Consider the following 25385-nt stretch of genomic DNA (forward strand, 5'->3'; position numbering starts at 1 on the left):
AGGGTCACTCCGACCGCGTCGGCCGCTCAGCTACCGTCCGGGATCGAGCCGAAGGTGGCCCGTCCGGTGGGACGGTAGGTCTGGATCGCGATGCCGTTGGGCGTCGTCCGGGATCCGGTCAGCTCGAAGGCCGTCGGCAGCCCGCCGTCCGGGAACAGCCGTCCTCCGCGGCCCAGCACGACCGGATGGACGAGCAGGTTGTACTCGTCGATCAGGTCGTGCGCCATCAGGGAACGCGCGAGTGCGCCGCTGCCGTGGATCTGCAGTTCACCGCCGCGCACGCTTTCCTTGATCCGGGCCACCTCGTCGGCGACACCGGTGGAGATCACCGTGGTGTTCTCCCAGTCGGCCTTCTCCAGCGTGGTCGAGGCGACGTACTTGGGAAGGGCGTTGAGACGGGAGGCGATCGGGTCGTCCGGGTCGGTGACCGCCGGCCAGTACCCGGCGAAGATGTCGTACGTGCGCCGGCCCAGCAGGAACGCCGCAGCACGGTCGAACGTCTCGATCATGAACTGCCCCATGGCCTCGTCCATGATCGGCGCGACCCAGCCGCCGTACTCGAACCCGCCGGCCAAGTCCTCCTCGGGTCCGCCGGGTGCCTGCATGACGCCGTCGAGCGTCAGAAAGGTGGTGAGCGTCAGCTTCGCCATGGTCCTGCTCCTTCGGGATCACCTGCCGGTCGTGCCTCCACCTGTTCCGACCCCGCCGGCGCCCCGAACTCATCGGCAGCGGCCGCCGCCGTACCGGAGTGGGCGTCCGTTTCCCGCCGGTATCCGGCCCCTCGAAGCACTTTGCTTGGTCCTGTCAGCACGACCCGCAACGGACAGGAACCCTCATGAACAGCGGCATCAGCACGAACCGCACCGCGCTCGTCACCGGCGGCAGCCGCGGCATCGGCGCGGCGACAGCCCTGCGTCTCGCCCGGGACGGCGCCGATGTGGCGCTGACCTACGTACAGGACGAGGAGGCGGCCCAGGAGGTCGTGCGCAAGATCGAGGCGGGCGGCCGCCGGGCCATCGCCCTGCGCGCGGACTCGGCCGACCCGGAGGCCGTCCCCGCGGCGGTGCACCGGGCGGCGGAGGTCTTCGGCCGGCTCGACATCCTGGTCAACAACGCGGGCATCGGTGTGCTCGGCCCGATCGACGGCATCACCGACGCCGATGTCGACCGGGTGCTCGCCGTCAACGTCCGGGCGGTCTTCCTGGCCTGCCGGGCGGCGGCCGGTGTCCTGGAGCAGGGGGGTCGCATCATCTCCGTCGGCACGGCCCTGAGCCGGTACGCGGGCGGTCCCGGCGGCACGCTCTACGCCATGAGCAAGTCCGCGCTGTCCGGACTGACCAAGCCGCTCGCCCGTGAACTCGGTCCGCGCGGCATCACGGTCAATCTGGTCCAGGCCGGTGCGGTGGACACCGACATGAACCCGGCCGACGGTCCGTTCGCCGCCGGGCAGCGTGCCGCCAACGCGCTGGACCGGTTCGGGACGACCGGTGAAGTGGCCTCCCTGATCGCGTACTTGGCGAGTGACGAGGGGGCGTACATCACGGGTGCGGAAATGGTCGTGGACGGTGGCCACGCGGCGTGAGCGTGGCAGGGTGAGGGCAGCGAGCGAGCCCTGAGGAGGCCCTCATGTCCGTGTCGGGTGAAGAGGGCGGCCGCCGGTCGGACGAGCGGTTCGGCTTCCGTATCGCCCGGCGCGGATACGACCGCGATCAGGTCGAGGCCTACATCACCCGGCTCCGCGAGGGCGCCGCGCCGGCCGGGTCCGTGGCGTTCGACCTGGTCCGACGGGGCTACGCGCGGGGCCGGGTGGACGAGGTGATCGCGCAGCTGCACCGCGAGGCGGGTTCCCCCGGCCGGCCCTAGGCTGGCCGGGCAGTCCCCCACCGAGAAGGGAACACCATGCCCGCGACCCCGGCGCACACCCTCGTCGACGGCCACACGATCCCCGCGGTCGGACTCGGCACCTGGCCCATGGACGACGCCTCCGCCGAGGAAGCCGTCGACGGCGCGCTGGGTCTCGGCTACCGGCTCGTCGACACCGCGCTGAACTACGGCAACGAGACCGGTACGGGGCGCGGCATCGCCCGCAGCGGCGTGCCACGCGAGGACGTCTTCGTCACCACCAAGGTGCCGGGCCGGCACCAGGGGTACGAGAAGACCCTCGCCTCCTTCGAGGAGTCGCGCCGCAATCTCGGCCTGGCCTATGTGGACCTGTACCTCATCCACTGGCCGCTGCCCCGCGTCGATCTGTACGTGGACACGTGGCGGGCACTGATCCGGCTGCGCGAGGACGGGCTCGTACGCTCGATCGGGGCCTCCAACTTCACCGCGGACCATCTGGCGCGGCTGGAGGACGAGACGGGGGTGCTGCCCGCCGTCAACCAGATCGAGATGCATCCGCGGCTGCCGCAGGAGGAGTTGCGCTCCGTGCACGCCGCCAAGGGCATCGTCACGGAGAGCTGGAGCCCGCTGGGGCGCGGCCACGATCTGCTGGCCGACCCGGCGCTCGTGGCCGTCGCAGGGGCGCACGGTGTGACGCCGGGCCAGGCCGTGCTGCGCTGGCACACCCAGTTGGGCGCCGTCCCGATCCCGAAGTCGGCCGACCCCGGACGACAGCGCGAGAACCTCGATCTGTTCGGCTTCGAGCTGACACCGGACGAGCTGGCCCGCATCTCGGCCGGCCCGCAGGAGCGGTTCGGCGGGGACCCCGAGGTGCACGAGGAGTTCTGAGCCGGGCGGCGGGACGGCCCGCGCGCCTCGGCCTCAGCTGGATCGTGGCTGCACCTCGGCCATGCGGGACCAGCCCTCGCCCGGCACCTCGACGTTGATGATCTCGGGCACCTCCGCCACCAGGTCCGCCATCGTGTCCATCGCCGCCGCGAAGTGGGCCGACTGCACGTGGGCCGCCCCCGCCTCGGGAGACGCGAACGCTTCCAGGAGCACGAACTGGTCCGGGTTCTCGACGCTGTAGGACCAGTCGAAGAACACGTTGCCGGGCTCCTGCCGGGTGGCGAGGGTGAAAGCCTCGACTGCGGGCAGCCAGTTGTCGCGCTCGGCGGTGCGCACGGTGAACCTGACGGCGATGAAGATCATGGCGACTCCTGTGGGGATGTGCGGGAACCCGGACAGGCTCCCGCATCTCTAAGCTATCGCCCGAATACGGACAGGCCCCGGCAGGGTGCGGCCGGCGGCCCGGACTCGACCGCCGAGAAGGCCGCCCGGACTCAGCCACCCAGTTCCACGTGGCGGGCGGCCAGCCGTGCCGCGCCCTGCGTGGTCAGCGAGCCGAAGAGGCGCAGTCGCGAGATTCCGCCGTCCGGAAAGATGTCGATGCGGACCTCACCGGCCCGTACGGCCTCCGGCAGGACGAAGCGGTGGTTGGTGTCGGGTTGCAGGCGGGTCCTGGGCAGCACTTCGGCCCATTCGCCGCTGCCCGCAGCCCGGGCCGAGAGGCTCGCCCAGCCGGCCGAGTTGCCCTTCAGGTACGCGGTGTCGATCTCGACGGCACGGATCTCCGCCTCTTCGACGAGGTGGTAGTGGATCCAGTCGTTGCCCTGGTCGCGGCGGCGCCGGGTCTCCCAGCCGTCGTCCATCTTGCGGGAGCGGCCGGGCTGGATGGTGTTGGTCGCCGGGGAGTAGAAGCGGTCGGACGCGTCCTCGATCCGGCCGCCGTTCTCCAGCGCGACGAGGTCGAAGGTGCCGAGCGCCGTCAGCCAGGCCGGATCCGGGGACACTTCGCCGTGGACCCGGAGCCGGGCTATGCCACCGTCGGGGTGCTGTTTGACCCGCAGGTGGGTGAAGCGTTGCGCCACGTCGACGGCGAAGCCGTTGGCCGCATGGCCGCCTACGGCCGTACGGGGGACGAGCGTTGTCCACTTCACGTCGGGCCCGCAGAGGTCTTCGGGCGACGGGGAGCCGGGCAGCGAGACGGCTTCGACGGAGACCGCCTGCGGGTAGTTGCCGCGGAAGTGGGCGGTGTCGACGACGATGCCGCGCACGACGCCGGGTGCGCCGAGCCGGACCAACGCCCAGTCGTGGTCCTCGTCCGCCGGGTGGGGCTGTGCCGCGCTCACGCCACGGCGTCGGCGGGTCTCCCAGCCGTCCATGATCTTGCCCTTGTGCCCGAAGTGCTCCGGGTCGAAGTGGGCGGGCTCCGGCTTCAGCAGATTCTCGCGTTCCGCGAAGAACTCGTCGTTGGCCGCGATGACCCCCGCGCCCAGCCGCCGGTCCGCGAGGTCGACGAGGTGGGTGAAGGGGAGGTCGGTGGTGCGGTAGTCGGCATACGGGTCGCCGCCGCCGTACGGGTTCGCGTCGCCGGTGAAGTGCGCTGTCGCCGTCATGGTCAGGTGTTCCTTGTCTGGAGGCGGCCGGTGGGTTCGGCGAGGGTGCCCTCGGTGGCGATCCGTACGCCCCGCAGCCAGGTCGACCGCACGACGCCGTGCAGGGTCCGGCCGGCGTACGCGGTCACCTGGTTGCGGTGGAAGAGCTCGGCCGGGTCGACGGTGAAGGTGGCTTCGGGCGCCAGGACGGCGAAGTCGGCGTCGCGGCCGGGCTCGATCGCACCCTTGCGGTGAAGCCCGGCCAGTTCGGCGGGGGCCGCCGACATCCATCGGGCCACGTCGTCGAGCGAGTGGCCGCGCCTGCGTGCCTCGGTCCAGATCGCGGGCAGTCCGAGCTGGAGGGATGAGATGCCGCCCCAGGCGGAGGCGAAGTCCGGCGTCTTGAGGTCGGTGGTGCAGGGCGAGTGGTCGGAGACGATGCAGTCGATGGTGCCGTCGGCGAGCCCCTGCCACAGCGTGTCCTGGTTGGCGGCCTCGCGGATGGGCGGGCAGCACTTGAACTCGGTGGCGCCGTCGGGGACTTCCTCGGCCGTGAGGGTGAGGAAGTGCGGGCAGGACTCGACGGTGACGCGGACGCCCTCGCGCTTTGCGGCGGCGATCAGCGGCAGTGCGTCGCTGGAGGAGAGGTGCAGGATGTGGACGCGCGCGTTCAGCCGCCCGGCATGGGCGATGAGCCCTTCGATCGCGGTGTTCTCCGCGTCGCGGGGCCGGGAGGCGAGGAAGTCGGCGTAGGCCGGGCCGCTGCGCTGCGGCGCGGTCGCCAGGTGGTGCGGGTCCTCGGCGTGCACGATCAGGAGGCCGCCGAAGCCCGCGATCTCCGCCATCGAGCGGGCCAGTTGCTCCTGGTCCAGTTCGGGGAACTCCTCGACGCCGGAGGGCGAGAGGAAGCACTTGAAGCCGAACACCCCGGCCTCGTGCAGCGGTCGCAGATCCTTGACGTTCGACGGGATCGCGCCGCCCCAGAAGCCGGTGTCGACGTGCACCTTGGGTGCCGCCACCTGCTGCTTGACCCGCAGGTGCTCGACCGTGGTGGTCGGCGGGAGCGAGTTGAGCGGCATGTCGAGCAGCGTGGTGATCCCGCCGGCCGCGGCGGCGCGGGTCGCGGTGTAGAACCCTTCCCACTCGGTGCGGCCGGGGTCGTTCACGTGGACGTGCGTGTCGACGAGTCCGGGCAGCAGGACGTCGTCGCCGAAGTCCTCGACCCGGGCACCCGCCGGCGTCCGTGCGTCGTAGGGCAGGACGGCGTCGATCGTCCCGCCGGCGACATGGACCGCGGCGGGCCGTGTGCCTCCGGGTGTGACGACGCGCGTCGAGCGCAGTACCAGCTTCACGTCCGTACCGGACACCCCTGCTCCCCACTTCATGAATTCAACGAACTGTTGAAGGAGTCTTCACTCGGGAACGCGACCCGTCAAGACCCCATCCTCCGCTCGGACCGCCCAGCCGACCACGCGTGGCGTCGACTGGAGGTTTCCACGAAGTAAAAGACTGTTTTCGGAGTGTGGAATGTAGAATGAGCCAGGCGCGGCGCCGCACGCCCCGTCGGACCGGCCCCGGACACCGGGACAAACGAGCCCTGACCGGCCAGGACGGTACCCCTTCGACAGTGGGCCGATCGGGAAGCGCCCGGTAGGCTGCTGCCTTGCTCTTCCGCTTCGAAAGGACCGTTGACGTGCCGCCGTCCCACGCCAGCACTTCCGACTCCAAGCCCGCCGGTTCCAGCGGTGGTGTGCAGTCCCTTGAGCGCGCCTTCGATCTGCTGGAGCGGATGGCCGATGCGGGGGGCGAGGTCGGCCTGAGCGAGCTCTCCGCGAGCAGCGGTCTTCCGCTGCCCACCATTCACCGGCTGATGCGCACCCTGGTCGTCTGCGGTTACGTACGCCAGCAGCCCAACCGGCGCTATGCGCTCGGCCCGCGCCTCATCAGGCTCGGCGAGTCCGCCGCGCGACTGCTCGGCACCTGGGCCCGCCCGTATCTGGCCCGGCTGGTCGAGGAGACGGGTGAGACGGCCAACATGGCGCTCCTCGACGGCGACGAGATCGTGTACGTGGCGCAGGTGCCCTCCAAACACTCGATGCGCATGTTCACCGAGGTCGGGCGCCGGGTGCTGCCGCACTCCACCGGCGTGGGCAAGGCGCTGCTGGCGCACACGTCGCCCGACGAGGTGCGGGCACTGCTCGCGCGCACCGGGATGCCGGCCGCCACCGAGAAGACGATCACCACACCTGACGGCTTCCTGGACGCTCTGGAGCAGGTGCGCAGGGTGGGTTACGCGGTGGACGACAACGAGCAGGAGATAGGGGTCCGCTGCCTGGCGGTCCCGGTCCCCAACTCCCCCACCTCCGCGGCGATCTCGATCTCCGGGCCGGCGGGCCGGGTGACCGAGGCGGCGACCGAGCGCATCGTGCCGATCCTCCAGCAGGCCGCGAAGGAACTGTCCGAGGCGCTGGCCAGCAGCGGGCCGGCCGGCTGAAGCGCGAGGAGGGCGGTCGGGAGCCTCAACTCCGGACCGCCCCTCAGCCCTGTTCGGACACCCTCTCGTTCAGGTCAGTGCCGGAGCGGTCAGCCGACCGTCCTCCATCACGACGGTCAGGTCCATTCGGTCCAGATGGGTCCGGTCGTGGGTGACCATGACGGTCGCCGTGGACCGCTGCCGGGTCAGCGAGACGAGGAGATCGAGCACCGCCCCGCCCCGTTCGTGGTCCAGGGCGCTGGTCGGTTCGTCGACGAGCAGGACCGCCGGGTCGTTCATCAGGGCCCGCGCGATGTTGATCCGCTGACGCTGCCCGCCCGAGAGCTGGTGAGGCCTGCGATCCGCCTTGTCGGCGAGACCGACCGCGTCCAGGAGCTCCAGTGCGCGAGCCCGGGCGGTCCGCGCCGCACGGCCCGACAGGTGCGACATGACCTGGAGCTGTTCGGCTGCGGTCAGCGAGGGCAGCAGATTGGGCTGCTGGAAGACGATGCCGATCCGTTCGCGGCGCAGCGCGGCCTTGTCCGCGCGGCCGAGCCCGGCCGTATCCGTACCGGCGACGACGACGGCGCCCTCGTCGGGGGTGACCAGGGTGGCTGCCACGGCGAGCAGGCTCGACTTGCCGGAGCCCGAGGGGCCGACGACGGCGGTGAGGGTGCCCGCGGGCACATCGAGCGCGACACGGTCCAGGGCGGTGAGCCGCCCTTCGCCGTCCGGGTAGGTGAGCGTGACATCGGTGAGCGTGAGGGTCATCGGGCACTCCGGGGTGTGACGTAGGGGCTGGAGGTCACCGGGCACTCCCCAGTGCGGTGAGCGGGTCGACGGCGGTGATCCGCCGGATGGACAGGGCCGCCCCGACCGCGCCGAGGGCGATCATGACGGCAGCCGGGACGAGAACGGTCGACGCCTCCAGGACGAAGGGCACGGCCCCACCGCTGACCAGTGCGCCGACGCCGGAGGCGAGCACGGTGCCCACTCCCGTACCGATCGCGAGCATGACCACGGCCTGGCCGAGCGCGTCCCGCAGCAGATACGGCGTCGAGGCACCCAGCGCCTTGAGAACGGCGACATCGCCGCTGCGCTGGATCGTCCAGACGGTGAAGAAGGCGCCGATCACCAGGGCGGAGATGGCGAAGAGGAACCCCCGCATCAGCTGGAGGGAGCCGTTCTCGGCCTGGTAGGAGCCGATAGCCGAGAGGGAACCGTCGAGTGTGAGCGTGCTGGTGCCCGCCGCCCGGTCGCCGGCAGCCAGATCGGCGCCGTCGGCGGTGGTCAGCGCGATGACGGTGGCGTGCTCCGTACCGCCGTCACCCTCGGCCCCGAACCGCTGCCAGTCGGCGAGCACGGTCCACACGACCGGCGTGTGGCTGTACGAGGCGCTGCCTGCGACCGCCGCGACGGTGACCTCGTCGCCGCCGAGCCGCAGCCGGTCTCCGGCGCGGGCCGCCAGGTCCTCGGCGGCCTGCTCGGAGAGCACGACCTTGCCCGGGCCGACCTTGGTGCCCGATGGCGACAGGCCGCTCCCCGCCTCGACACCGAACGCCGAGACGGCCGCCGTCCGCTCCCCCGTCACCGCCGCGGCGTTCAGCGTGCGGATACCGAGGGGCTGTGCGGCCTCGACCCCCGGCTCCTTCTCCCAGCTCTGCCAGGCGGTCTCCCGGACGGTCGAACCGGTGAAGGACACCGACTGGCCGTCGGGCGGGGCGGCGAACGCGATGTGGTCGGCGTTCAGCCCCGTGACGGCCGAGGTGTTCTCCCGGGCCAGTCCGGCCATGAGGCCGGACAACAGGCCCACCAGCAGCGTGATCAGCACCACGACCGTGCCCATGAGCGCGAACCGGCCCTTGGCGAACCGAAGATCTCTCCATGCGACGAACATGACTCCAGCCTCGGGTTTCCCGGCCGCGCAAACATCGCCCGCGGGCCGGTCCCGACATCAACCTTTCGATTGACCGGCCTCGCAGACCCCGCGTCTACGCTGGACGAATCATGGAAACGCGTGTTCATCCCCCGGTCGCCGCCGCGCTGCGGCTGTGCCTGCACGCCCTGCTGCTGGGTCTGCTGGCGCTCGCCGCCGTCCAGGCCGTGAGCGACGGGGCCGCGCACTCCGTGGCCGTCGTCGCCGTCGCGGGCGTACTGGCCGTGGTGTACGCGGCAGGGGCACTGGCCCCGTCCGTCCAGCCACGGACCCGGGCGGGAGCGCTCTGGCTCGCGGTCCTGTGGGTGCTCTGGCTGGCGCTGCTGGTCCTGTCGCCGGACGCGCTGTGGCTGGCGTTCCCGCTCTACTTCCTCCAGCTGCACCTGCTGCCGATCCGCTGGAGCCTGCCCGCCGTGGTGGTGACGGCTGCTGCCGCGATCACCGGTTTCCTGCTGCACGGCGAGACGGTCACCCCCGGGACGTTCATCGGCCCGCTGCTCGGGGCGGCGGTCGCGGTCGCCACGGTCCTGGGATACGACGCGCTGTTCCGCGAGAGCGAGCGGCGTCGCGAGCTCATCGAGGAGCTCGTCTCGACACGCGCGGAGCTGGCCGAGGCGGAACGCACCGCCGGAACCCTCGCCGAACGTGAACGGCTGGCCCGCGAGATCCACGACACCCTTGCGCAGGGCCTCTCCAGCATCCAGCTGCTGCTGCGCGCCGCCGAACGCACCCTTCCCACGGACGCCCCCGCCGTCGCCCATGTCCGCCAGGCCCGCGAGGCCGCCCAGGACAATCTCGCCGAGGCCCGTCGCTTCGTACGCGCCCTGACCCCGCCCGATCTGGAGAACGGCTCACTCGCGGCAGCTCTGGAACGGCTCTCGGCCCGCATCACCACGCCCGGGCTGACCGTGCAGTTCGCCGTGAGCGGCACCCCGGTGGAGCTGCCCACTCCGTACGAGGTGGCGTTGCTGCGCACCGCTCAGTCGGCGCTGGCCAACACGGTGCAGCACGCGGACGCGCGGCGGGCGGAGATCACGCTGAGCTTCATGGACACCTCGGTGGCGCTGGACGTGGTCGACGACGGCCACGGCTTCACGGACGACTCCGCCGCGAGCTTGGGCACCGGGACGGGCGGCTTCGGCCTGCCGGCCATGCGGTCCCGGGCCCGTTCGCTGGGCGGCACCCTGAGCGTCGAATCGGCGCCGGGCCAGGGCACGGCCGTCGCCCTGACCCTGCCGCTGCCGCTCTCCGACGGCCGGACCGGACGGGACGCCGCATGACCGAGACCACGCAGATCAGACTCCTGCTCGCCGACGACCACCCGGTGGTACGGGCGGGCCTGCGGGCCGTCCTGGACACCGAGCCGGACTTCCGCGTCGTCGCCGAGGCCGACACCGCCGAGCGGGCGGTTGCCCTGGCCGCGACCGGTGAGTTCGACGTCGTCCTGATGGACCTGCAGTTCGGTGCGGGCCTGCACGGCTCGGAGGCGACCGCCGCGATCACCGCGCAGCCGGACGCGCCCCGGGTCCTGATCCTGACCACGTACGACAGCGACGCCGACATCCTCGCCGCGGTGGAGGCGGGCGCGGCGGGCTATCTGCTCAAGGACGCCCCGCCGGAGGAACTGGCCGGCGCGGTCCGTACGGCGGCGGCCGGCCGCTCCGCCCTGGCGCCGGCCGTCGCACACCGGCTGATGGACCGCATGCGGATGCCGGCCCAGGCGCTCACCAAGCGCGAGCTGGAGGTCCTGCAACTGGTCGGTGAGGGTCTTTCGAACCTTCAGATCAGCAAGAAGCTCTTCCTCAGCCAGGCGACGGTGAAGTCCCACCTGGTGCACGTCTACGCCAAACTGGGCGTGGACTCGCGCACCGCGGCCGTGGCGGCGGCGACGGCCCGCAGGCTCATCCGGCGGTGAAGCCGATGGGGCGGGCCCCCGCCCCACCCCGTCGGCTTCACCGCCCCACAGGCTTCACCGCCGCGGCGGCTCGCCGAACAGATCGACCGCGATCCGCACGTCCCTGAGTGCCGATGCCAGTGCGCTGACCGAGCCGACCGCCCCCGCGATCAGCAGCAGCGACCGGCGGAGCCGGGGAATCTCGGGCGCGCCCCCGGCCGCCATCGCGTCCAGCGCCGCCAGCTCGTCCTCGGCGATCGCTCGGTCCGGGAACTCCGCGGGATGTCCGGCCAGCTCCCGGCGGAGGCGGGAGACGGCCGTACGCAGCTCCGTCACTCTCGGGTCCTCGCCACTGCTGGTCACCCGCGCCTGCCCCACGCTCTTCAACAAAGCACTCCCCCTCGCACATCTTTGTGCCGGTGTTTCGACCAAGCCCCGCACCGTGGTCAAGTGTCCGGGGATGCGGGCAAGTTAACGCCATGACAGGTGTCGGGCGCCACTCCGCGGACGGAACTCGGAGTGTCCCGCACATGGACGCGGCCCGGCGGACCGGCCCGGTCCGTGCGCGAACGGCCCGTCCGGTGTATCCAGGCGGGATGACAAGCACACCGCAGCCCCTCACCTCCCCTCCCCCGCCCGCCAGCCCCGTCATTGCCGGATTGCTGCTCGCGGCGGGTGGCGGGCGCAGGCTCGGCGGGCGCCCGAAGGCCCTGCTGGAACACCGTGGCCGCCTGCTGGCCGACCATGCGGTGGGCACGCTCCGGGAGGGCGGCTGCGATCCGGTCCAGGTGGTGCTCGGCGCCGCCGCCGACGAGGTGCGGGCGCGCGCCGAGCTGGCCGGCTGCATGGTGAGCGTCAACCCGGAGTGGACCGAGGGCATGGGCTCCTCACTGCGGTCGGGGCTCACCGCCCTCGCCGGCGGGGGCGCGGAAGTGGACGCGGTTGTCGTACTCCTGGTCGACCAGCCCGGCATCGGCGCCGAAGCCGTGGCCCGGGTACGGGCGGCGTACCGCTCGCGCACGAGCCTGGCGGCTGCCTCGTACGACGGAGAGCGCGGCCATCCGGTGCTCTTCGGGGCCGATCTGTGGACGGACATCGCGGCGGGCGCGGTGGGTGATCGGGGGGCCCGGGCGTACCTGCGGGCGCATCGCGATGCGATCACGCTCGTCGAGTGTTCGGATGTGGCTCAGGCCTACGACATCGACACGGCGGAGGACCTCTCCCACCTGGAGTAAACGCACTGGCACGCTGCGACAACAACCGCCCGCTTGTGTCGACCCGGAGAATCTCGACATCAACAAACCATTGAACTTCCACCATGAGGAAACTACTATCCACTGGTCAGAAGCCCTCTGCACCTCAGACGGCGACCACGGCCGTATCCCGGAGCCATGGCACGCCGTGCCATTTCAGGCGACCCGGCGGCCGTGAGACGTCGCCCGCACCGCCCGCTGAAGGAGTGACAGCTCATGTCCGCACCAGCGCCGTCCTCGCTGGCCATCGTCGATGCCGAGCCCCTGCCCCGGCAGGACGAGGTCCTCACCCCCGCGGCCCTCGCGTTCGTGGCCGAGCTGCACCGCCGGTTCACGCCCCGCCGGAACGAACTGCTCTCCCGACGCGGGGAGCGCCGTTCCGAGATCGCCCGCACCTCCACGCTGGACTTCCTGCCGGAGACCGCCGCGATCCGCGCGGACGACTCCTGGAAGGTCGCACCGGCCCCGGCCGCGCTGAACGACCGCCGGGTCGAGATCACCGGTCCGACCGACCGCAAGATGACCATCAACGCCCTCAACTCGGGCGCGAAGGTCTGGCTCGCCGACTTCGAGGACGCGTCCGCCCCCACGTGGGAGAACGTCGTCCTCGGCCAGCTCAACCTGATGGACGCGTACGACCGCGCCATCGACTTCACCGACCCGAAGTCCGGCAAGTCGTACGCCCTGAAGCCGGCCGACGAGCTCGCGACCGTCGTCACCCGCCCCCGCGGCTGGCACCTGGACGAGCGCCACCTCCAGCTCGACGGAACCCCGGTGCCCGGCGCGCTGGTCGACTTCGGCCTCTACTTCTTCCACAACGCGCAGCGCCTCATCGACCTCGGCAAGGGCCCGTACTTCTACCTGCCGAAGACGGAGTCCCACCTGGAGGCCCGCCTCTGGAACGACATCTTCGTCTTCGCCCAGGACCATGCGGGCATCCCGCAGGGCACCGTGCGCGCCACGGTCCTGATCGAGACGATCACCGCCGCCTACGAGATGGAGGAGATCCTCTACGAGCTCCGCGACCACGCCTCCGGGCTGAACGCGGGCCGCTGGGACTACCTGTTCTCCATCGTCAAGAACTTCCGTGACGGCGGCTCGAAGTTCGTCCTCCCGGACCGCAACGCGGTGACGATGACCGCCCCGTTCATGCGGGCGTACACCGAACTCCTCGTCCGCACCTGCCACAAGCGCGGCGCCCACGCCATCGGCGGCATGGCGGCCTTCATCCCGTCGCGCCGGGACGCCGAGGTCAACAAGGTCGCCTTCGAGAAGGTCAAGGCCGACAAGGACCGCGAGGCGAAGGACGGCTTCGACGGCTCCTGGGTCGCCCACCCCGACCTGGTCCCGATCGCCATGGCCTCCTTCGACGCCGTCCTCGGCGAGAAGCCGAACCAGAAGGAGCGGCTGCGCGAGGACGTCTCGGTGGCCGCCGGAGACCTCATCGCCATCGACACCCTGCACGCCAAGCCCACGTACGACGGTCTGCGCAACGCCGTCGCGGTCGGCATCCGCTACATCGAGGCGTGGCTGCGCGGCATGGGCGCGGTCGCCATCTTCAACCTGATGGAGGACGCGGCCACCGCCGAGATCTCGCGCTCGCAGATCTGGCAGTGGATCAACGCGGACGTGGTCTTCGAGAACGGCGAGCACGCCACAGCGGATCTGGCCCGCAAGGTCGCGGCCGAGGAACTGACCGCGATCCGCACCGAGATCGGCGACGAGGCCTTCACCGCCGGCAAGTGGCAGCAGGCCCACGACCTGCTGCTCCAGGTCTCCTTGGACCAGGACTACGCGGACTTCCTGACGCTTCCGGCGTACGAGCAGCTGCGCTGACGCGTCGCGCGTACGCGACCGCCCCCGGTGCCGCACGGCGCCGGGGGCGGAGTCGTAGGCCAACGCACCCGAGGTGTGGAGGGCGTCAGGAGGGCGTCAGGATGACGAACCTGACCGGCTCTTCCAGAACAGCCCGCGCACCCTCGAGGTCGGCAAATCTCGTTGCCAGAGTCGCCTGCGCGAGACGAGCGGGAAGCGCCTCACCGAACTTCAGCCCCTTTACGGCCCGCTGGTCGACGTCGGGCAGACAGAGCTGGTCCGGTTGCTGGTCGAGGTCCAGATCGGTGAGTGGCACAGGCCTTGGAACGCCAAAGACGGCGTCCAGCTCGACAGCGTCCCGGAGTCGAGTCAATGGGCAACCGATCCGAGAGGTTTCGGGCAGATCGGCTGTATCTATACGGCGCAGAACTTCGAGTTCGACTGGACCGGAGTCATCATCGGTCCTGACCTGGTCTGGCAGAACGGGCGCTTCACCGTGGACCGGACCGGGACCCATGACGGCAGGCTGAAGCAGAAGACAGTTAGCGACGCGCAGGTCGACCGCCTGATTCGGCACGCCTACCACGTCCTGCTGACGCGCGCCCGGAGCGGGATCGTCATCTACTCCGAGGACGAGGGCACCCGCAACGTTTGCGCACTCTGATCTCGGGCACAGTCGCCGACTCGCCTTTGGCTAAACCCAAGAAGAAGCTCCCGCCACTGGTCACAGAGGTCGAACAAGCTGTTGCGCAGCAGCTCACGATAGAGTTCGACTAATTGTCATTGCGGCCCGACGGGCTTCCGCTCCGCTCCGGCGGGGTCTCGAAGGACATGCCCCCACCCGCACGAGTTCCTTCGTGCTGCCTGGGAGCATCCGTTGCTGTTCCGCGAGTCCGCCGCCGCGGTCGCCGCTGAGTGTCTGTCCGGCTCTCTCTTCCTCCGACTGGCTGAGCAGTTCGTCCACGTGCACGGTTACCGGCCCAGCCCCTCCGAGGCGCGGTAATGGGAGCGCAGCATCCCTGCGCTGGCCAACGCGCTGAACGAAGCCGGTCTCGACCAGGTGGAAATCCTGTTGGAGTATGGATTGCCACTCAACAGCAAGCGTGCTGACGCAGTGGTGGCCGGCGTGCACCCCCAGACCGGAGAGCCGTCGTACGTCGTTGTCGAGCTCAAGCAGTGGAGCAGCGCCGAGCCGGATGACGAGGATCCATCGCTGTGCCGCATCGACGCGTACGCTCGCCCGGTGCTCAATCCTGTCGACCAGGTGCGCGCCTACTGTCAGTATCTGGTCTCCTTCAACGGCGCACTCGCCGAGCACCCTCACCGGGTCTCCGGAGCCGCATATCTGCACAATGCGAACGAGTTCGGCGTCCGTGGGCTGTTCGAGGCCGAGCAGGACTCCTTCGGGCAACTCTTCATCGGCGCGCGACGCGGCGAGTTCATCAACTATCTGCGCACGAGGTTGGGGACGGGTTCCGGAGCATCCGCCGCCGACGAGTTCCTGGCCGGAAGAATTGGTCCGTCCCGACAGCTGATGGCTGTGGCTGCTCAAGAGGTTCGCGAGCGGGAACAGTTCGTATTGCTGGACGAGCAGCAGGTCGCCTACCGCACGGTGCTCAATGCCGTGCGGCGATCAAGGCAATCCGACCACAAGGAAGTCGTGATCGTCACCGGCGGTCCAGGTACCGGAAAGAGTGTCATCGCGCTCTCATTGCTCGGCGAGCTGTACCGCCAGGGAACCACAGCTCTGCACGCCACTGGGTCGAACTCGTTCACCACGACGATGCGTAAGGTGGCCGGCGCCCGGAAGCGCGAAGTCCAGGACCTTTTCAAGTATTTCAACAGCTTCATGACAGCCGAGCGCAACAGCATCGACGTCCTGATCTGTGACGAAGCGCACCGCATCAGGCAAACCTCGGCAAATCGCTACACGTCGGCGTCAAGCCGTACGGGCAAGGCACAGATCGAGGAACTCATCGACACGGCACGGGTGCCGGTCTTCCTGCTCGATGAGCATCAGGTTGTGCGGCCAGGAGAGATGGGCACGGTCGCCGAGATCAGAGCGGCAGCTGCCGCCCGGGGGCTGAACTGCCAAGTGATCCCTCTGGACAGCCAGTTCAGGTGCGGAGGTAGCGACGCCTACCTGCGTTGGACGGTCCGCCTGCTGGGCTTGGAACCAGGAGGCCCCGTGCAGTGGGATCCGGACGACAAGATGAAACTTGTCGTCGCCGACAGCCCACAGGAGATGGAGGAGTTTCTCGAAGGCCGCCGCGCGCAAGGTTTCGGGGCGCGTATATCGGCGGGTTACTGCTGGAAGTGGTCCAAGAAGGTCCCGCCCGGCCAGGCGCTCCCTGCGGATGTCGTCATCGGGGGCTGGGAACGGCCCTGGAACGTCTTCGGCGAGCGAGCGGTCGCGGGGGCGCCTCCGGCTGCACTCTGGGCAACCGATCCGGCAGGCTTTGGGCAGGTGGGGTGCGTCTACACAGCTCAGGGATTTGAGTACGACTGGAGCGGCGTGATCCTGGGCCCCGACCTTGTCTGGCGCGAGGACGGCTGGGTCACCGACCGCACTGCGTCCAAGGATCCCGTCTTCAAGAAATCCACGTCTGACGCAGACGTGGACCGCCTCATCCGAAACACGTACAAAGTTCTCCTCACACGCGGCATGGTGGGGACGGTGCTGTATTCAACCGACTCCGCAACGCGCGCGAAGTTGCACCAGTTGGTCCGAGCCGATGCTGATCACGCCGCGTCCGCTCACCACACGGGCATGGTGCGCTGAGCCAGCAACTCGCCCCGGCGCTATGAGTGGGACTGCTATATCTCACGCTCGCAGATCTGGCAGTGGATCAACGTGGACGTAGGCTTCAAGTGCGGCGCCCCCGGTAACCCACGGCGCCGGGTCGGAGCCATGTACGGGGCACCCGAGCGGGCCCGTGGTGCGTCGCCCGTCGTGAAATCATCCCGGCGTCGGCCTTCGGAGCCCGACTCCGTCATGCATCGACCGAGGGAGCGCCGCGCCGCATGCCCGTCCATTCACTCGCCCACTCACCCCTCTCCGCCGCCGCCGTGCGGGAGTTGCTGGCCATGCCCGCGATGCCGGCCGTCCCCGAGGAGGAGTTCGACGAGTACAGCGAGAAGGTGCTCGGCTGGGAGTACACCTATCTCGTCTCCGACGCCGTCCTCACCGGGCACCATCACGTCCTGTGGTACGAGGGCGATCCGCTGGGCGACCCCGAGTGCACGCTGATCCTGACCTTCGGCGAGGCGTATCCCGTCGATCCGCCGGATCCTGATGAGTACGGTCATGACTCGCTCGTCGAGCTCATCGGGGAGTGGGCCGCGCTGCCGGGCTGGGTCCTTCTCCAGCAACCGGACGAGGCGGAGTGCGAGGCCGTGCTCGACCGGGCGGCGGACGTCGTCGCCGCCGAGCTCGGTCCGCCCGTGCGCACGCTGCGCTCCGACGGCCGGCTCGGCATGGGGCCATACCTGCGCTGCCGGATCTGGCGGATGGGCGAACACGGTGTGGTGCTCGCCCCGCGCGAGGACGGCGGCCCCTACGGCTATCTGACGCATCTGGTCCTGACGGTGCTTCCCTGGCCGGCGGGCGAGGAGCTGCCCGCCGGGGACGAGGAATGCCTGCGATGGGTGCGGGACCGCATCATCCTGTGAGACCGCGCCGTCCGGCCCGCGGAGTCCGCCGGACCTCCGCGGGCCGGAGAGCCTCTAACGCAGCCCGGAGTCGAGCGCGCCCATCAGCGTGCCCTGCGGGGTGTCCCCCGACATCTCCCAGACCATGACGCCCAGCAGGCCCTTGTCCTTCACATAGGCCGCCTTCCTGCCGATGGACCAGGTGTCGTCGAACGACCACCACTGATTGCCGGTATATCCGTATGTCGATACCGACTGCTCGTCGTGGTGCACCGTCATCGCCGGGTACGCGCCGACGAGGTTGGAGTAGCCCCGGGTGCCGGCCTCCTCCGCGAACTGGCCGGGGGCGGCGCCACCCGCCGGCTGCCATTCGCCGGCCGCTCCCCCGTCGGTGACGTTCTGCCAGCCGCGGCCGTAGAACGGGATGCCGAGGGTCAGCTTGCGCGGTTCGACGCCCGCGTCGGTGTACGCCTTGATGGCGGCATCCGCGCTGAAGTGGAAGGCGTACGGGTCCTCCGCGTCGTTGTAGAGGCTGGCCTGGTGGCCGGTGCGGTTCGGCTCCCAGGAGTTGTCGCTGCCCGAGCCGTGGAAGTCGTAGCCCTGGACGTTGGCCACGTCGAGGGAGTCGAAGACCTTGGCCAGGTCCCAGCCCTCGCCGATCTTCTGCGGGTCGGCAGGGGTGAAGGCGGTGAGGAGGCGGTGGCCGCCACCTACGGCGTCCAGCTGCCTGCGGAACTCGGCGAGCAGCAGGGTGAGGTTGTTCTTGTCGTTCGGCGCGTAGTGGTTGCCGGGTGCCCAGTGCCGGTGCCGGGCCACTCCCAGTCGATGTCGAAGCCGTCGAAGATGCCGGCCGCGGTGCCGGGGCCGCCCGCGCCGTTGTACTCGGGGAGGTTGCCCTTGATGTACATGTCGATGCAGGAGGAGACGAACTTCTTGCGCGCCGCGTCGGTGGCGGCGACGTCGGAGAAGTACTTCGAGTAGGTCCAGCCGCCCAGGGAGACCACGATCCTGAGGTCCGGGCGCAGCTTCTTCAGTTTCTTCAACTGGTTGAAGTTGCCGCGCAGTTTGCCCCAGCCGTCGTCCGCGGTCCCGTCCACGGACTGGGCAGCGCTGAACGCGCGGGCGTAGTCGGCGTCCGCGTCACCGGCGCCGGTGCCCTGCTCGGGGTCCTGGGGGTCGGCGGTGGTGCCCTTGGTGACGCCGTTCAAGCAGGTGAGGTTGTTGGGGTCGATGTTGGCGAACGCGTAGTTGACGATGTCGAGTTTCCCCGCGGCGCCGGATGTGTGGAGGTTCTTCACGAAGTACTGACGGCCGTAGATCCCCCACTGGACGAAGTAGCCCACCTTCGCGTAGTTGCCCGCGCCGACGATGTCGTCGGTCTTCACCGTGAGGGTGTTGCTCGCGGGCGACACGTTGTCGGCCGCGTCGCGCGCCTTGACGGTGAAGGTGTACGAGGTCGAGGGCGACAGGCCGCCGATGGTGGCGGTGGTCGTGGTGCCGGAGACCGTGGTGGCCGGGGTGGAGCCGCGGTAGATGTCGTACGCGGCCACCCGCTGGTTGTCCGTCGCAGCGGTCCAGGCCAGCGTGACGGACGAGGAGTCCCTCGCGGTGGCGTGCAGGGCGGCCGGGGCCGTCGGCGGGAAGGTGTCGGTGGCCGGGTCGACGGTGGTGACGGTCAGCGGGGCGCTCTCGGCGGAGGTGTTCCCGCGGGTGTCTTTGGCCCGGACGGTGAACGCGTAGGCGGTGGCGGGGCTGAGGCCGGTGACGGTGGCGGAGGTCGCGGCGGTGGCCGAGCCGACCACCTTGCCGCCGGCCAGGATGTCGTACGAGGCCACGGGGAAGTCCCCGGCCACGGCGGCGGTCCAGGACAACGAGGCGGTCCGGGCGGTGACATCGGTCCGCTTCAGGCCACCGGGCGCGCCGGGCGGTGCGTCCGCGGACCCGTCGCACTTGTCTCCGTTGATCCGGCAGCCGGCCGGGGCGGTGATCGGACCGGTGGCGACGAACCAGAAGCTGTACGGCTCGGTGGTGCCGTGCGCGGCGACCGTGCCGTTGTAGTGGGCGTTGACTGCGGTGATGTGGCTGCCCTGCGTGGTGACGGTGCCGTTGTACGAGGAGCTGATCGCGACCCCGGCGGGCAGGTCGAACTCGAGGCTCCAGCCGGTGACGGGAGTGTCGGTGTCGTTGCGCAGGATGTAGGTCCCCTTCCACCAGGGGCCGTTGTCGGCCGAGGTGAAGGTCGCCGTCAGCTTGCCCGCCGCGTGAGCGGGGCCGGTCTGGAGGGACAGCAGGGCGAGGAGGAGGGCGATGGCGGCAAGCAGCGCAGTCGTCGTTCTCCGTCTGAAGGGCATGTGCTCGAACATGGTTCTCCCTAGCGGCTGGGACCGGTGAGGCGGTCCTCGGGGGAGCGGATGCATGTCGTTCCATGGAGCACAGGGGAAGGTAATTGGTCTGGACCAAGTCGTCAAGAGGTACAGACCACTTGCCATGCACCCGCGGGCGGACCTCCTCCCGGACCGGCCCCCTCAGCGCCGACGGCCAACTCGGGTACGGGTGTGCGAATTCGGCGGCGCGGCCGCTAGGATCATGAACGGCAAGGCTGTAGCGCAGAGGTCGTCGCGCCCTAGCATCGAGCTGGAGGACGTCGGTTCGAATCCGACCGGTCTTGCCGCCTTTTCGTGAAGGAAAGTCGATGGCGTCGGCGTCCTGGACGGGCGGCGGACGCGGTCGTCCTCCGGCCCCGCGGGATTTCGGCGAGGGACTGGGGAGTTGAGATGTCGCAGCCAATGCCCGTGCGCTGCCCCGCGATCGAGCACCCGGACATTCCGCTCGCCGACGCGGCACAGCTGGATCCGCTGCTGGACCGGCTCGCGCAGGAGCGGGCCGTCGGAGCGGACGAGGTGTTCCCGCTGGGGACCCTGCGTGCGGACGGACGTGTCGATCTGTGCAAGCAGGGGCTCGGAGCCACCGGTGCGGCCCGGGTGATGCCCGCTCTCGTACGGTCGCCGCACGCCGTCCACGCCCTGCTCGGTACCAACTCCCTCGGCGACGAGGGCGCGCGCACGGTCGCGGACGCGTTGCGCGGCGGACATCACTCGCTGCGGACCGTCTATCTCGGCTGCAACCGCATCGGGGCCGAGGGAGCCGCCGCGCTCTCCGACGCCCTCGGCGGGGACGAGACCGTCAGGGCGCTGTGGCTGAAGCGCAATCCGCTGGGCGACGCCGGTGTCCGGGTCCTCGCGCGGATGCTGGCCCGCAACACCACGCTGCGCAGCCTGGACCTGGTCAACAGCGGGATCACCGCCACCGGGCTGGACGTACTGCTCGGGGTGTTGTCAGCCCGGGAGCGGCCCGTGGAGCGGCTGTTCCTCGGCGGCAACGGGCTGGAGGCGGAGAGCGCCCCCGCTCTCGCCGCGCTGATCCGCGACGCGGGCGTGCGTGAGCTGTACCTGTCGGCCAACCACCTGGGCGACGCGGGGGCCACCGTGCTCGCCGCCGCGGCCGATCCGGCGCGCCCGGTGCGGCTCGGGCTGGGCGGCAACGGCATCGGGCCGGCGGGGGCGCGTGCGCTGGCGGGCGCGCTCGACGGGATCGAGGCGCTCGACCTGGGGCGCCCGATGTCGGAGCGCAGCCTCGGGGCGGCGGGCAACGCGACGGGTGACGCCGGGGCCGGGGCGCTGGCCGGGGCGCTGCGCGGCAGTCCGCTGCGACGCCTTGAGCTGGCCCACACGGGGCTGACCGGGCGGGGCGCGAAGGTCCTGCTGGGCGCGGTGGGGACGGATTCCCGACTGGAGTACGTCGGGCTGGGCCCGGGGCTCCCCCGCAAGGTGAAGCGGTCCTTCGCGACGCGGCTGCGCCCGGACAGCGGCGCCCACGCGGACCTGCGGGCGATACGGAGCGTCTACCGGTGAAGCGCCGCCCCGACGACCCGTTCCTCCCGGCCGAGGCAGCGTCGAGTCTGCGCAGCGCACGTCGGTACGCCGTGCCCCGCTGGATGGTCGAGCGTGCCACGGAGCGCCGACTGGCGGGTGACTGGCGGGGAGCGCTCGCCGTGTCCGGATTCGATGTGGCCTTCGACCCGGCGCAGGTGGCGGCCGAGCACGGTCGGGCCGTGGCTGCGGCGCTCGTGTCGGACCTCCAGCACCTGGCCCCCGACCTGGTGCGCTGGCATCTTCCCCGGGTACTGGGAGGACGCTCGACGGTCGCCACGGACCGCACCGTCGTCCTGGCGGGCTACCGGACCGGCGGCGGTCTGCCCCTCTCTCCGTATCTGCATCTGCGGACGCCCCCGATGGTCGACGGACCCCAGCGGCTCGCGTTGCGCTTCGGTGGCGTCCCCGGCGAGACCTCGCCGGGTGTGTTCGGTTCCGGCACCGAGGACTGGCGGGCGGCCCGCTACGTGTGGGATGCGCGGCGTACCGACGAACTGCGCGGGGCCGCGGGTGCCGGGGAGTGGATCCCGTTCCTCCACGACGACGGCACCCCCCTGACACCGCGGGAGCTCGGCCCGTCCGGCCGCGGGGACGCGGCGGAGCGGGCGGAGCGGGTGACGCTGCTGCACCAGGACGGCAAGGTCGCCGAGGCGTTCGCGGCCGCGGGGGTCGACTGGGATCCGACGCCGCCGGAGTCGGAGCGCTCGTGGTACCGCGTGAATCCCGAGGAGGTCGTCGCCTGGTCGGCCGTCGACATCGCACGGCTGGAGGCGGGAGTACGGCGGGCGACGGCAGCCACCGGGAGGGAGCGCTTCCTGATCGGCGCCCACTGGCGGGGGCACGTCCTGCTGGAACTCACCGACCACAGCGCCGGCGGGCGGCTGCGGGCCCGCGTCGTGGAGCCCGGGACGGTTCCGGCCGCGGCCTTCCTCCCCCAGGTGGTCTGGCACCGGCTTCCCGACCTCGATCTGCTGCGGGCCGGCGCCATGCCCGCGAAGTGGCTGCATCCGCTCGTCGCCAGGGCGCTCTTCCCCGGGCTCGAAGGCCCGTTCGGCCCACCGGATCCGTCGGCGCCGAGCCCGGTGCGGGTGCGGTGCCGAGGCGAATGGCACGAGGTCGTGTTCCGGGACGGTGCGCTTCGCTCCCCGCACACCGAGGAGGAACGCAACCGCGAGAGCGCCATGCGTGCGTTCGGCGGCGCCGTGTCCGGCTGCTTCGCGGTCGAGCACTCCTGTACCTCGGGAACGGGGCGGCTCCCGAAGGCGCTGCGGGCGCAGCGCCAGGAGTTGTTCCTGCGCGTCCAGCACGGGGACACCCCGGGTGTGCTGGAGCTGCTGGACGCCGGTGTCGACGTGCACGTACGCGACGGCAGGCGGCGCGGGCTGCTGCACGTGCTCCATCTGCTCGACCACGAGGAGTTGCTGCCCCGGCTGCTGGCGGCGGGGCTCGACCTCGAAGCCCTGGATCACCACGACCGGACCCCGCTGGGTGTCGTGGTGAGCGAGGCCGGCTCCCCCGCGCTGGTGAGGGCTCTGCTCGACGCCGGGGCCCGTATCGACGTCATCGATCAGATGGAGCTTTCGCTGGCCCAGGTGATCCGCCGGTACAAGCGCGCGGACCTTGAGTTCCTCCGGGAGCGGGTCCTGACGGAGCACCCGGGCATCGGGGCGCAGTGGTACGACGACGCGCTGCAGCAGAAGGAAGAGGACGAGGAACAGTGAGCACCACCATCCGGCCCCCGTCCGTCGGTTCCGGCCCGCTGGCGGCCGCGGACGAGCTCAACCGGCGGTTGCGCACCACCCGCACCGAGCCGTCCGGCAGCCCTCAGCTGGAGGCGCTGGCCCTCGCCGTGACGGCCAACCAGCCCGTCCTGCTGTGGGGTGAGCCGGGGATCGGCAAGTCCGCCGGTATGGAGCAGCTCGCCGCAGGTCTGGGGCTCGGCCTCGAGACGGTCATCGCCAGTGTCCACGAACCGTCGGACTTCGCCGGCTTGCCGGTCGTGGGTGACAACCCGGCGGAGACGGGTGTGCCGATGGCACCGCCCGACTGGGCGGTGCGCCTCGCCCGGACCGGCCAGGGGCTGCTCTTCTTCGACGAGCTGTCGTCGGCGCCGCCCGCCGTGCAGGCCGCGCTGCTGCGGGTCGTACTCGAACGCCGGGTCGGCAGCCTGGTGCTGCCGGAGGCGGTACGCATCGTGGCGGCGGCCAATCCTCCGTCCAGCGCGGCGGACGGCTGGCACCTCAGCCCGCCGCTCGCCAACCGGTTCGTCCATCTGCAGTGGACGCACGACCCGCGCACCGTGGCCCGCGGAATGGCGGGGACGTGGCCCGCCCTGGGCGTTCCTGTCGTCCAGGCGGCCAAGGTGCCGGGGGCCGCGGCCCGTGCGCGGGGTGCCGTCTCCGGTTTCCTGACGGCGCGGCCCGGCCTGGTCCACCACATCCCTGCCGACGCGGAGAGCCGGGGCCGGGCCTGGCCTTCGCCGCGTACCTGGGACATGGCGCTGCGCCTGCTCGCGACCGGGTACGCGACGGACGCCGGGCGGGAGGCGCTCGCCGCCGCCCTGACCGGAGCGGTCGGGGACGGTGCGGGCATCGAGTTGCTGTCCTATCTGGAGAACCTCGATCTGCCCGACCCCGACCGGGTGCTCGCCGACCCGGACGCCTTCGCGCTCCCCCGGCGCGGGGACCGGCAGCTCGCCTTCCTGATCGCCGTCGTGGCCGCCGTGCAGGGCGATCCGACCCGGCAGCGCTGGGAGGCGGGCTGGGCCGTGCTGGCCAAGGCCGTGGAGGCGGGGGTGCCCGATGTGGCCGCCCGGGCCGCGGTCGACCTGGCGGCCATGCGCAGTCTCGACTGGCCTGTACCGCCGGGGATCGACGGGTTCCTGGATCTGCTGCGGCAGTCCGGCGCCCTACCGCAGGGGGGCTGAGCCGGCTGGACACGACGAAGCTGCTCGCGGCGCGCTACCGGGCGGCCCAGGACCGCCCGTACCTCGCGTCCGCGTTGTACGCGCTGACGGTGGTGCCGAGCGACGACGTGCCGACCATGGGCGTGGACCGGCACTGGCGCTGCTACGTGTCGCCGGCGTTCGTGGACGGGACGCCGGTGGCGGAGCTGGCGGCGGTCTGGGTGCACGAGGTGGCACATCTGCTGCGCGACCACCACGGCCGGGCCGGACTGCTGTCCGCTGCGGACCAGCGGGACCGGCACCGCGTGAACGTCGCACAGGACTGCGAGATCAACGACGACCTGATCTCCGACGGGCTCCCGCTGCCCGCCGGGCGGCTGGAGCCGCGCCTCTTCGGTCTTCCGGAGGGGCAGCTCTTCGAGGTGTACCTGGCGGCCCTGCCCCCGTCCCCTTTCGCCCACGACTGCGGGTCGGGCGCCCATGGGCAGCCGGTGCCCTGGGAGTTGGACGGTCCGGGGGCCGGCCCGACGGGGGTCGGCCCGGTCGAGGCCGAGGCGCTGAGGCGCCACACCGCGGAAGCGATGCGCGCCCATGCGCGCAGCAGAGGCAACCTGCCCGGTGGCTGGCGGCGCTGGGCGGACGAGGTCCTGGAGCCCACGGTCGACTGGCGGCGGGCACTCGCGGGCGCGGTCCGGGAGGCAGCCGCTTGGGCCGCCGGAGCGGTCGACTACACCTACCGACGTCCGTCCCGCCGGAGTGCGGCGCTGCGCGGCGTCGTCCTGCCGAGCCTCCGCCGGCCGCTGCCCAGGGTGGCGGTCGTCATCGACACATCGGGGTCGATGGGCGAGCCCGAGATCGCCTCGGCGCTGGCCGAGGTCACCGGCGTACTGCGCGAGGTGGGGATCCGGGGCAACCGGGTGACCGTACTGGCCTGCGACGCCGATGTGCACGCCGTCTCACGGGTCACGGCCGCTGAGCAGATCACGCTCGGCGGGGGCGGCGGCACCGACATGCGGGTGGGCATCGCCAGGGCGCTGGCCGCCCCCGAGCGGCCCGGCATCGTGGTCGTCCTCACCGACGGCTTCACTCCCTGGCCCGACGAGGCCCCCTCCTGCCGGCTCCTCGCGGCGCTCATCGGGACGGACGCCCCGCAGCCGCCGCCGTGGATCGAGACGGTCCGCGTCCCCGGCTGATCCCGGCGGATGGC

The 25385-nt window shown here is 71.1% G+C and carries 21 protein-coding genes, 1 tRNA gene and 2 pseudogenes; 16 read left to right on the forward strand and 8 right to left on the reverse strand.

The features are described 5' to 3' along the window. Positions 1-26: 26 nt before the first annotated feature. Positions 27-650, reverse strand: a complete 624-nt coding sequence (locus tag OG538_RS05725; protein ID WP_406090791.1) for a dihydrofolate reductase family protein — start codon at positions 648-650, stop codon at positions 27-29. 185 nt (positions 651-835) lie between these two features. On the opposite strand from OG538_RS05725, the gene OG538_RS05730 reads away from it, so the two are divergent. From OG538_RS05730 to OG538_RS05740, 3 genes are read left to right on the forward strand one after another with little or no spacing between them, the layout of a single operon-like run. Continuing rightward, positions 836-1582 carry an SDR family NAD(P)-dependent oxidoreductase gene (locus tag OG538_RS05730; RefSeq protein ID WP_406090793.1) on the forward strand — a complete coding sequence of 249 codons (747 nt, stop codon included), beginning with the start codon at positions 836-838 and terminating at the stop codon, positions 1580-1582. Between the two features lie 44 nt (positions 1583-1626). Next, a complete protein-coding gene (locus tag OG538_RS05735) occupies positions 1627-1863 on the forward strand; it encodes a hypothetical protein (protein ID WP_406090795.1) in 237 nt (78 codons plus the stop codon). 36 nt (positions 1864-1899) lie between these two features. After that, positions 1900-2730, forward strand: a complete 831-nt coding sequence (locus tag OG538_RS05740) for an aldo/keto reductase (RefSeq protein ID WP_406090797.1) — start codon at positions 1900-1902, stop codon at positions 2728-2730. Positions 2731-2763: 33 nt separating this feature from the next. Here OG538_RS05740 and OG538_RS05745 read toward each other — a convergent pair whose 3' ends face one another. The 3 genes from OG538_RS05745 to allB all read right to left on the reverse strand — a co-directional run bounded on the left by OG538_RS05745 (position 2764) and on the right by allB (position 5686). Further along, positions 2764-3093 (reverse strand): putative quinol monooxygenase, encoded by a 330-nt coding sequence (locus OG538_RS05745; protein WP_406090799.1) that lies wholly within the window; start codon positions 3091-3093, stop codon positions 2764-2766. 131 nt (positions 3094-3224) lie between these two features. Further along, positions 3225-4340, reverse strand: coding sequence for an allantoicase (gene alc, locus OG538_RS05750; protein WP_406090801.1), 1116 nt, complete (start codon positions 4338-4340; stop codon positions 3225-3227). Positions 4341-4342: 2 nt separating this feature from the next. Further along, positions 4343-5686 carry an allantoinase AllB gene (gene allB, locus OG538_RS05755; RefSeq protein ID WP_406099998.1) on the reverse strand — a complete coding sequence of 448 codons (1344 nt, stop codon included), beginning with the start codon at positions 5684-5686 and terminating at the stop codon, positions 4343-4345. Positions 5687-6012: 326 nt separating this feature from the next. Here allB and OG538_RS05760 point away from each other — a divergent pair, with 326 nt between their 5' ends. Next, on the forward strand, positions 6013-6813 hold the full coding sequence (locus OG538_RS05760; RefSeq protein WP_406090803.1) for an IclR family transcriptional regulator: 801 nt from the start codon (positions 6013-6015) through the stop codon (positions 6811-6813). Between the two features lie 69 nt (positions 6814-6882). Here the strand turns inward: OG538_RS05760 and OG538_RS05765 are convergent, their stop codons facing one another. Further along, positions 6883-7563: an ABC transporter ATP-binding protein gene (locus OG538_RS05765; protein ID WP_406090805.1), complete on the reverse strand. Its 681-nt coding sequence runs from the start codon at positions 7561-7563 to the stop codon at positions 6883-6885. 34 nt (positions 7564-7597) lie between these two features. After that, the gene (locus tag OG538_RS05770) at positions 7598-8689 is read right to left on the reverse strand and encodes an ABC transporter permease (protein WP_406090807.1); all 1092 of its coding nucleotides are present in this window, start codon (positions 8687-8689) and stop codon (positions 7598-7600) included. Positions 8690-8799: 110 nt separating this feature from the next. Here OG538_RS05770 and OG538_RS05775 point away from each other — a divergent pair, with 110 nt between their 5' ends. Both OG538_RS05775 and OG538_RS05780 read left to right on the forward strand, forming a co-directional pair. Next, positions 8800-10008, forward strand: coding sequence for a sensor histidine kinase (locus OG538_RS05775; RefSeq protein ID WP_406090809.1), 1209 nt, complete (start codon positions 8800-8802; stop codon positions 10006-10008). Further along, complete coding sequence (locus OG538_RS05780; protein ID WP_406090811.1) at positions 10005-10643, forward strand: response regulator; 639 nt, start codon at positions 10005-10007, stop codon at positions 10641-10643. The genes OG538_RS05775 and OG538_RS05780 overlap by 4 nt, the downstream gene beginning before the upstream one ends. 54 nt (positions 10644-10697) lie before the next feature. Here the strand turns inward: OG538_RS05780 and OG538_RS05785 are convergent, their stop codons facing one another. Beyond that, positions 10698-11012 (reverse strand): DUF5955 family protein, encoded by a 315-nt coding sequence (locus OG538_RS05785; RefSeq protein WP_359081997.1) that lies wholly within the window; start codon positions 11010-11012, stop codon positions 10698-10700. Positions 11013-11218: 206 nt separating this feature from the next. Between OG538_RS05785 and OG538_RS05790 the strand changes: the two genes are divergently transcribed. The 5 genes and pseudogenes from OG538_RS05790 (at position 11219) to OG538_RS05810 (ending at position 17362) form a co-directional block, all read left to right on the forward strand. Continuing rightward, the gene (locus tag OG538_RS05790; RefSeq protein WP_406090814.1) at positions 11219-11857 is read left to right on the forward strand and encodes an NTP transferase domain-containing protein; all 639 of its coding nucleotides are present in this window, start codon (positions 11219-11221) and stop codon (positions 11855-11857) included. A 234-nt stretch (positions 11858-12091) separates the two neighbouring features. Then, positions 12092-13711, forward strand: a complete 1620-nt coding sequence (gene aceB / locus OG538_RS05795; protein ID WP_406090816.1) for a malate synthase A — start codon at positions 12092-12094, stop codon at positions 13709-13711. Positions 13712-13973: 262 nt separating this feature from the next. Continuing rightward, entirely contained in the window at positions 13974-14354 is a 381-nt protein-coding gene (locus tag OG538_RS05800) for a DNA/RNA helicase domain-containing protein (protein ID WP_406090817.1), read from the forward strand. Positions 14355-14567: 213 nt separating this feature from the next. After that, positions 14568-16472: pseudogene (locus OG538_RS05805) on the forward strand (DNA/RNA helicase domain-containing protein). A gap of 242 nt (positions 16473-16714) precedes the next feature. Further along, positions 16715-17362: a hypothetical protein gene (locus tag OG538_RS05810; protein ID WP_406090819.1), complete on the forward strand. Its 648-nt coding sequence runs from the start codon at positions 16715-16717 to the stop codon at positions 17360-17362. Positions 17363-17416: 54 nt separating this feature from the next. On the opposite strand, the pseudogene OG538_RS05815 reads toward OG538_RS05810, so the two are convergent. After that, positions 17417-19704: pseudogene (locus tag OG538_RS05815) on the reverse strand (glycosyl hydrolase family 18 protein). A 232-nt stretch (positions 19705-19936) separates the two neighbouring features. Here OG538_RS05815 and OG538_RS05820 point away from each other — a divergent pair. The 5 genes from OG538_RS05820 (at position 19937) to OG538_RS05840 (ending at position 25371) form a co-directional block, all read left to right on the forward strand. Continuing rightward, positions 19937-20009, forward strand: a tRNA-Arg gene (locus tag OG538_RS05820). A gap of 106 nt (positions 20010-20115) precedes the next feature. Continuing rightward, entirely contained in the window at positions 20116-21252 is a 1137-nt protein-coding gene (locus tag OG538_RS05825; RefSeq protein ID WP_406090821.1) for a gala protein, read from the forward strand. Further along, positions 21249-22994, forward strand: a complete 1746-nt coding sequence (locus OG538_RS05830) for an ankyrin repeat domain-containing protein (RefSeq protein WP_406090823.1) — start codon at positions 21249-21251, stop codon at positions 22992-22994. The genes OG538_RS05825 and OG538_RS05830 overlap by 4 nt, the downstream gene beginning before the upstream one ends. Then, positions 22991-24199: an AAA family ATPase gene (locus OG538_RS05835; RefSeq protein ID WP_406090825.1), complete on the forward strand. Its 1209-nt coding sequence runs from the start codon at positions 22991-22993 to the stop codon at positions 24197-24199. Before OG538_RS05830 ends, OG538_RS05835 begins: the two co-directional genes overlap by 4 nt. Next, positions 24196-25371, forward strand: a complete 1176-nt coding sequence (locus tag OG538_RS05840) for a DUF2201 family putative metallopeptidase (RefSeq protein WP_406100000.1) — start codon at positions 24196-24198, stop codon at positions 25369-25371. Before OG538_RS05835 ends, OG538_RS05840 begins: the two co-directional genes overlap by 4 nt. Positions 25372-25385 lie beyond the last annotated feature (14 nt).

The sequence above is a fragment of the Streptomyces sp. NBC_01013 genome (genome assembly GCF_045162765.1).
In the GTDB taxonomy this organism is placed as follows: domain Bacteria; phylum Actinomycetota; class Actinomycetes; order Streptomycetales; family Streptomycetaceae; genus Streptomyces.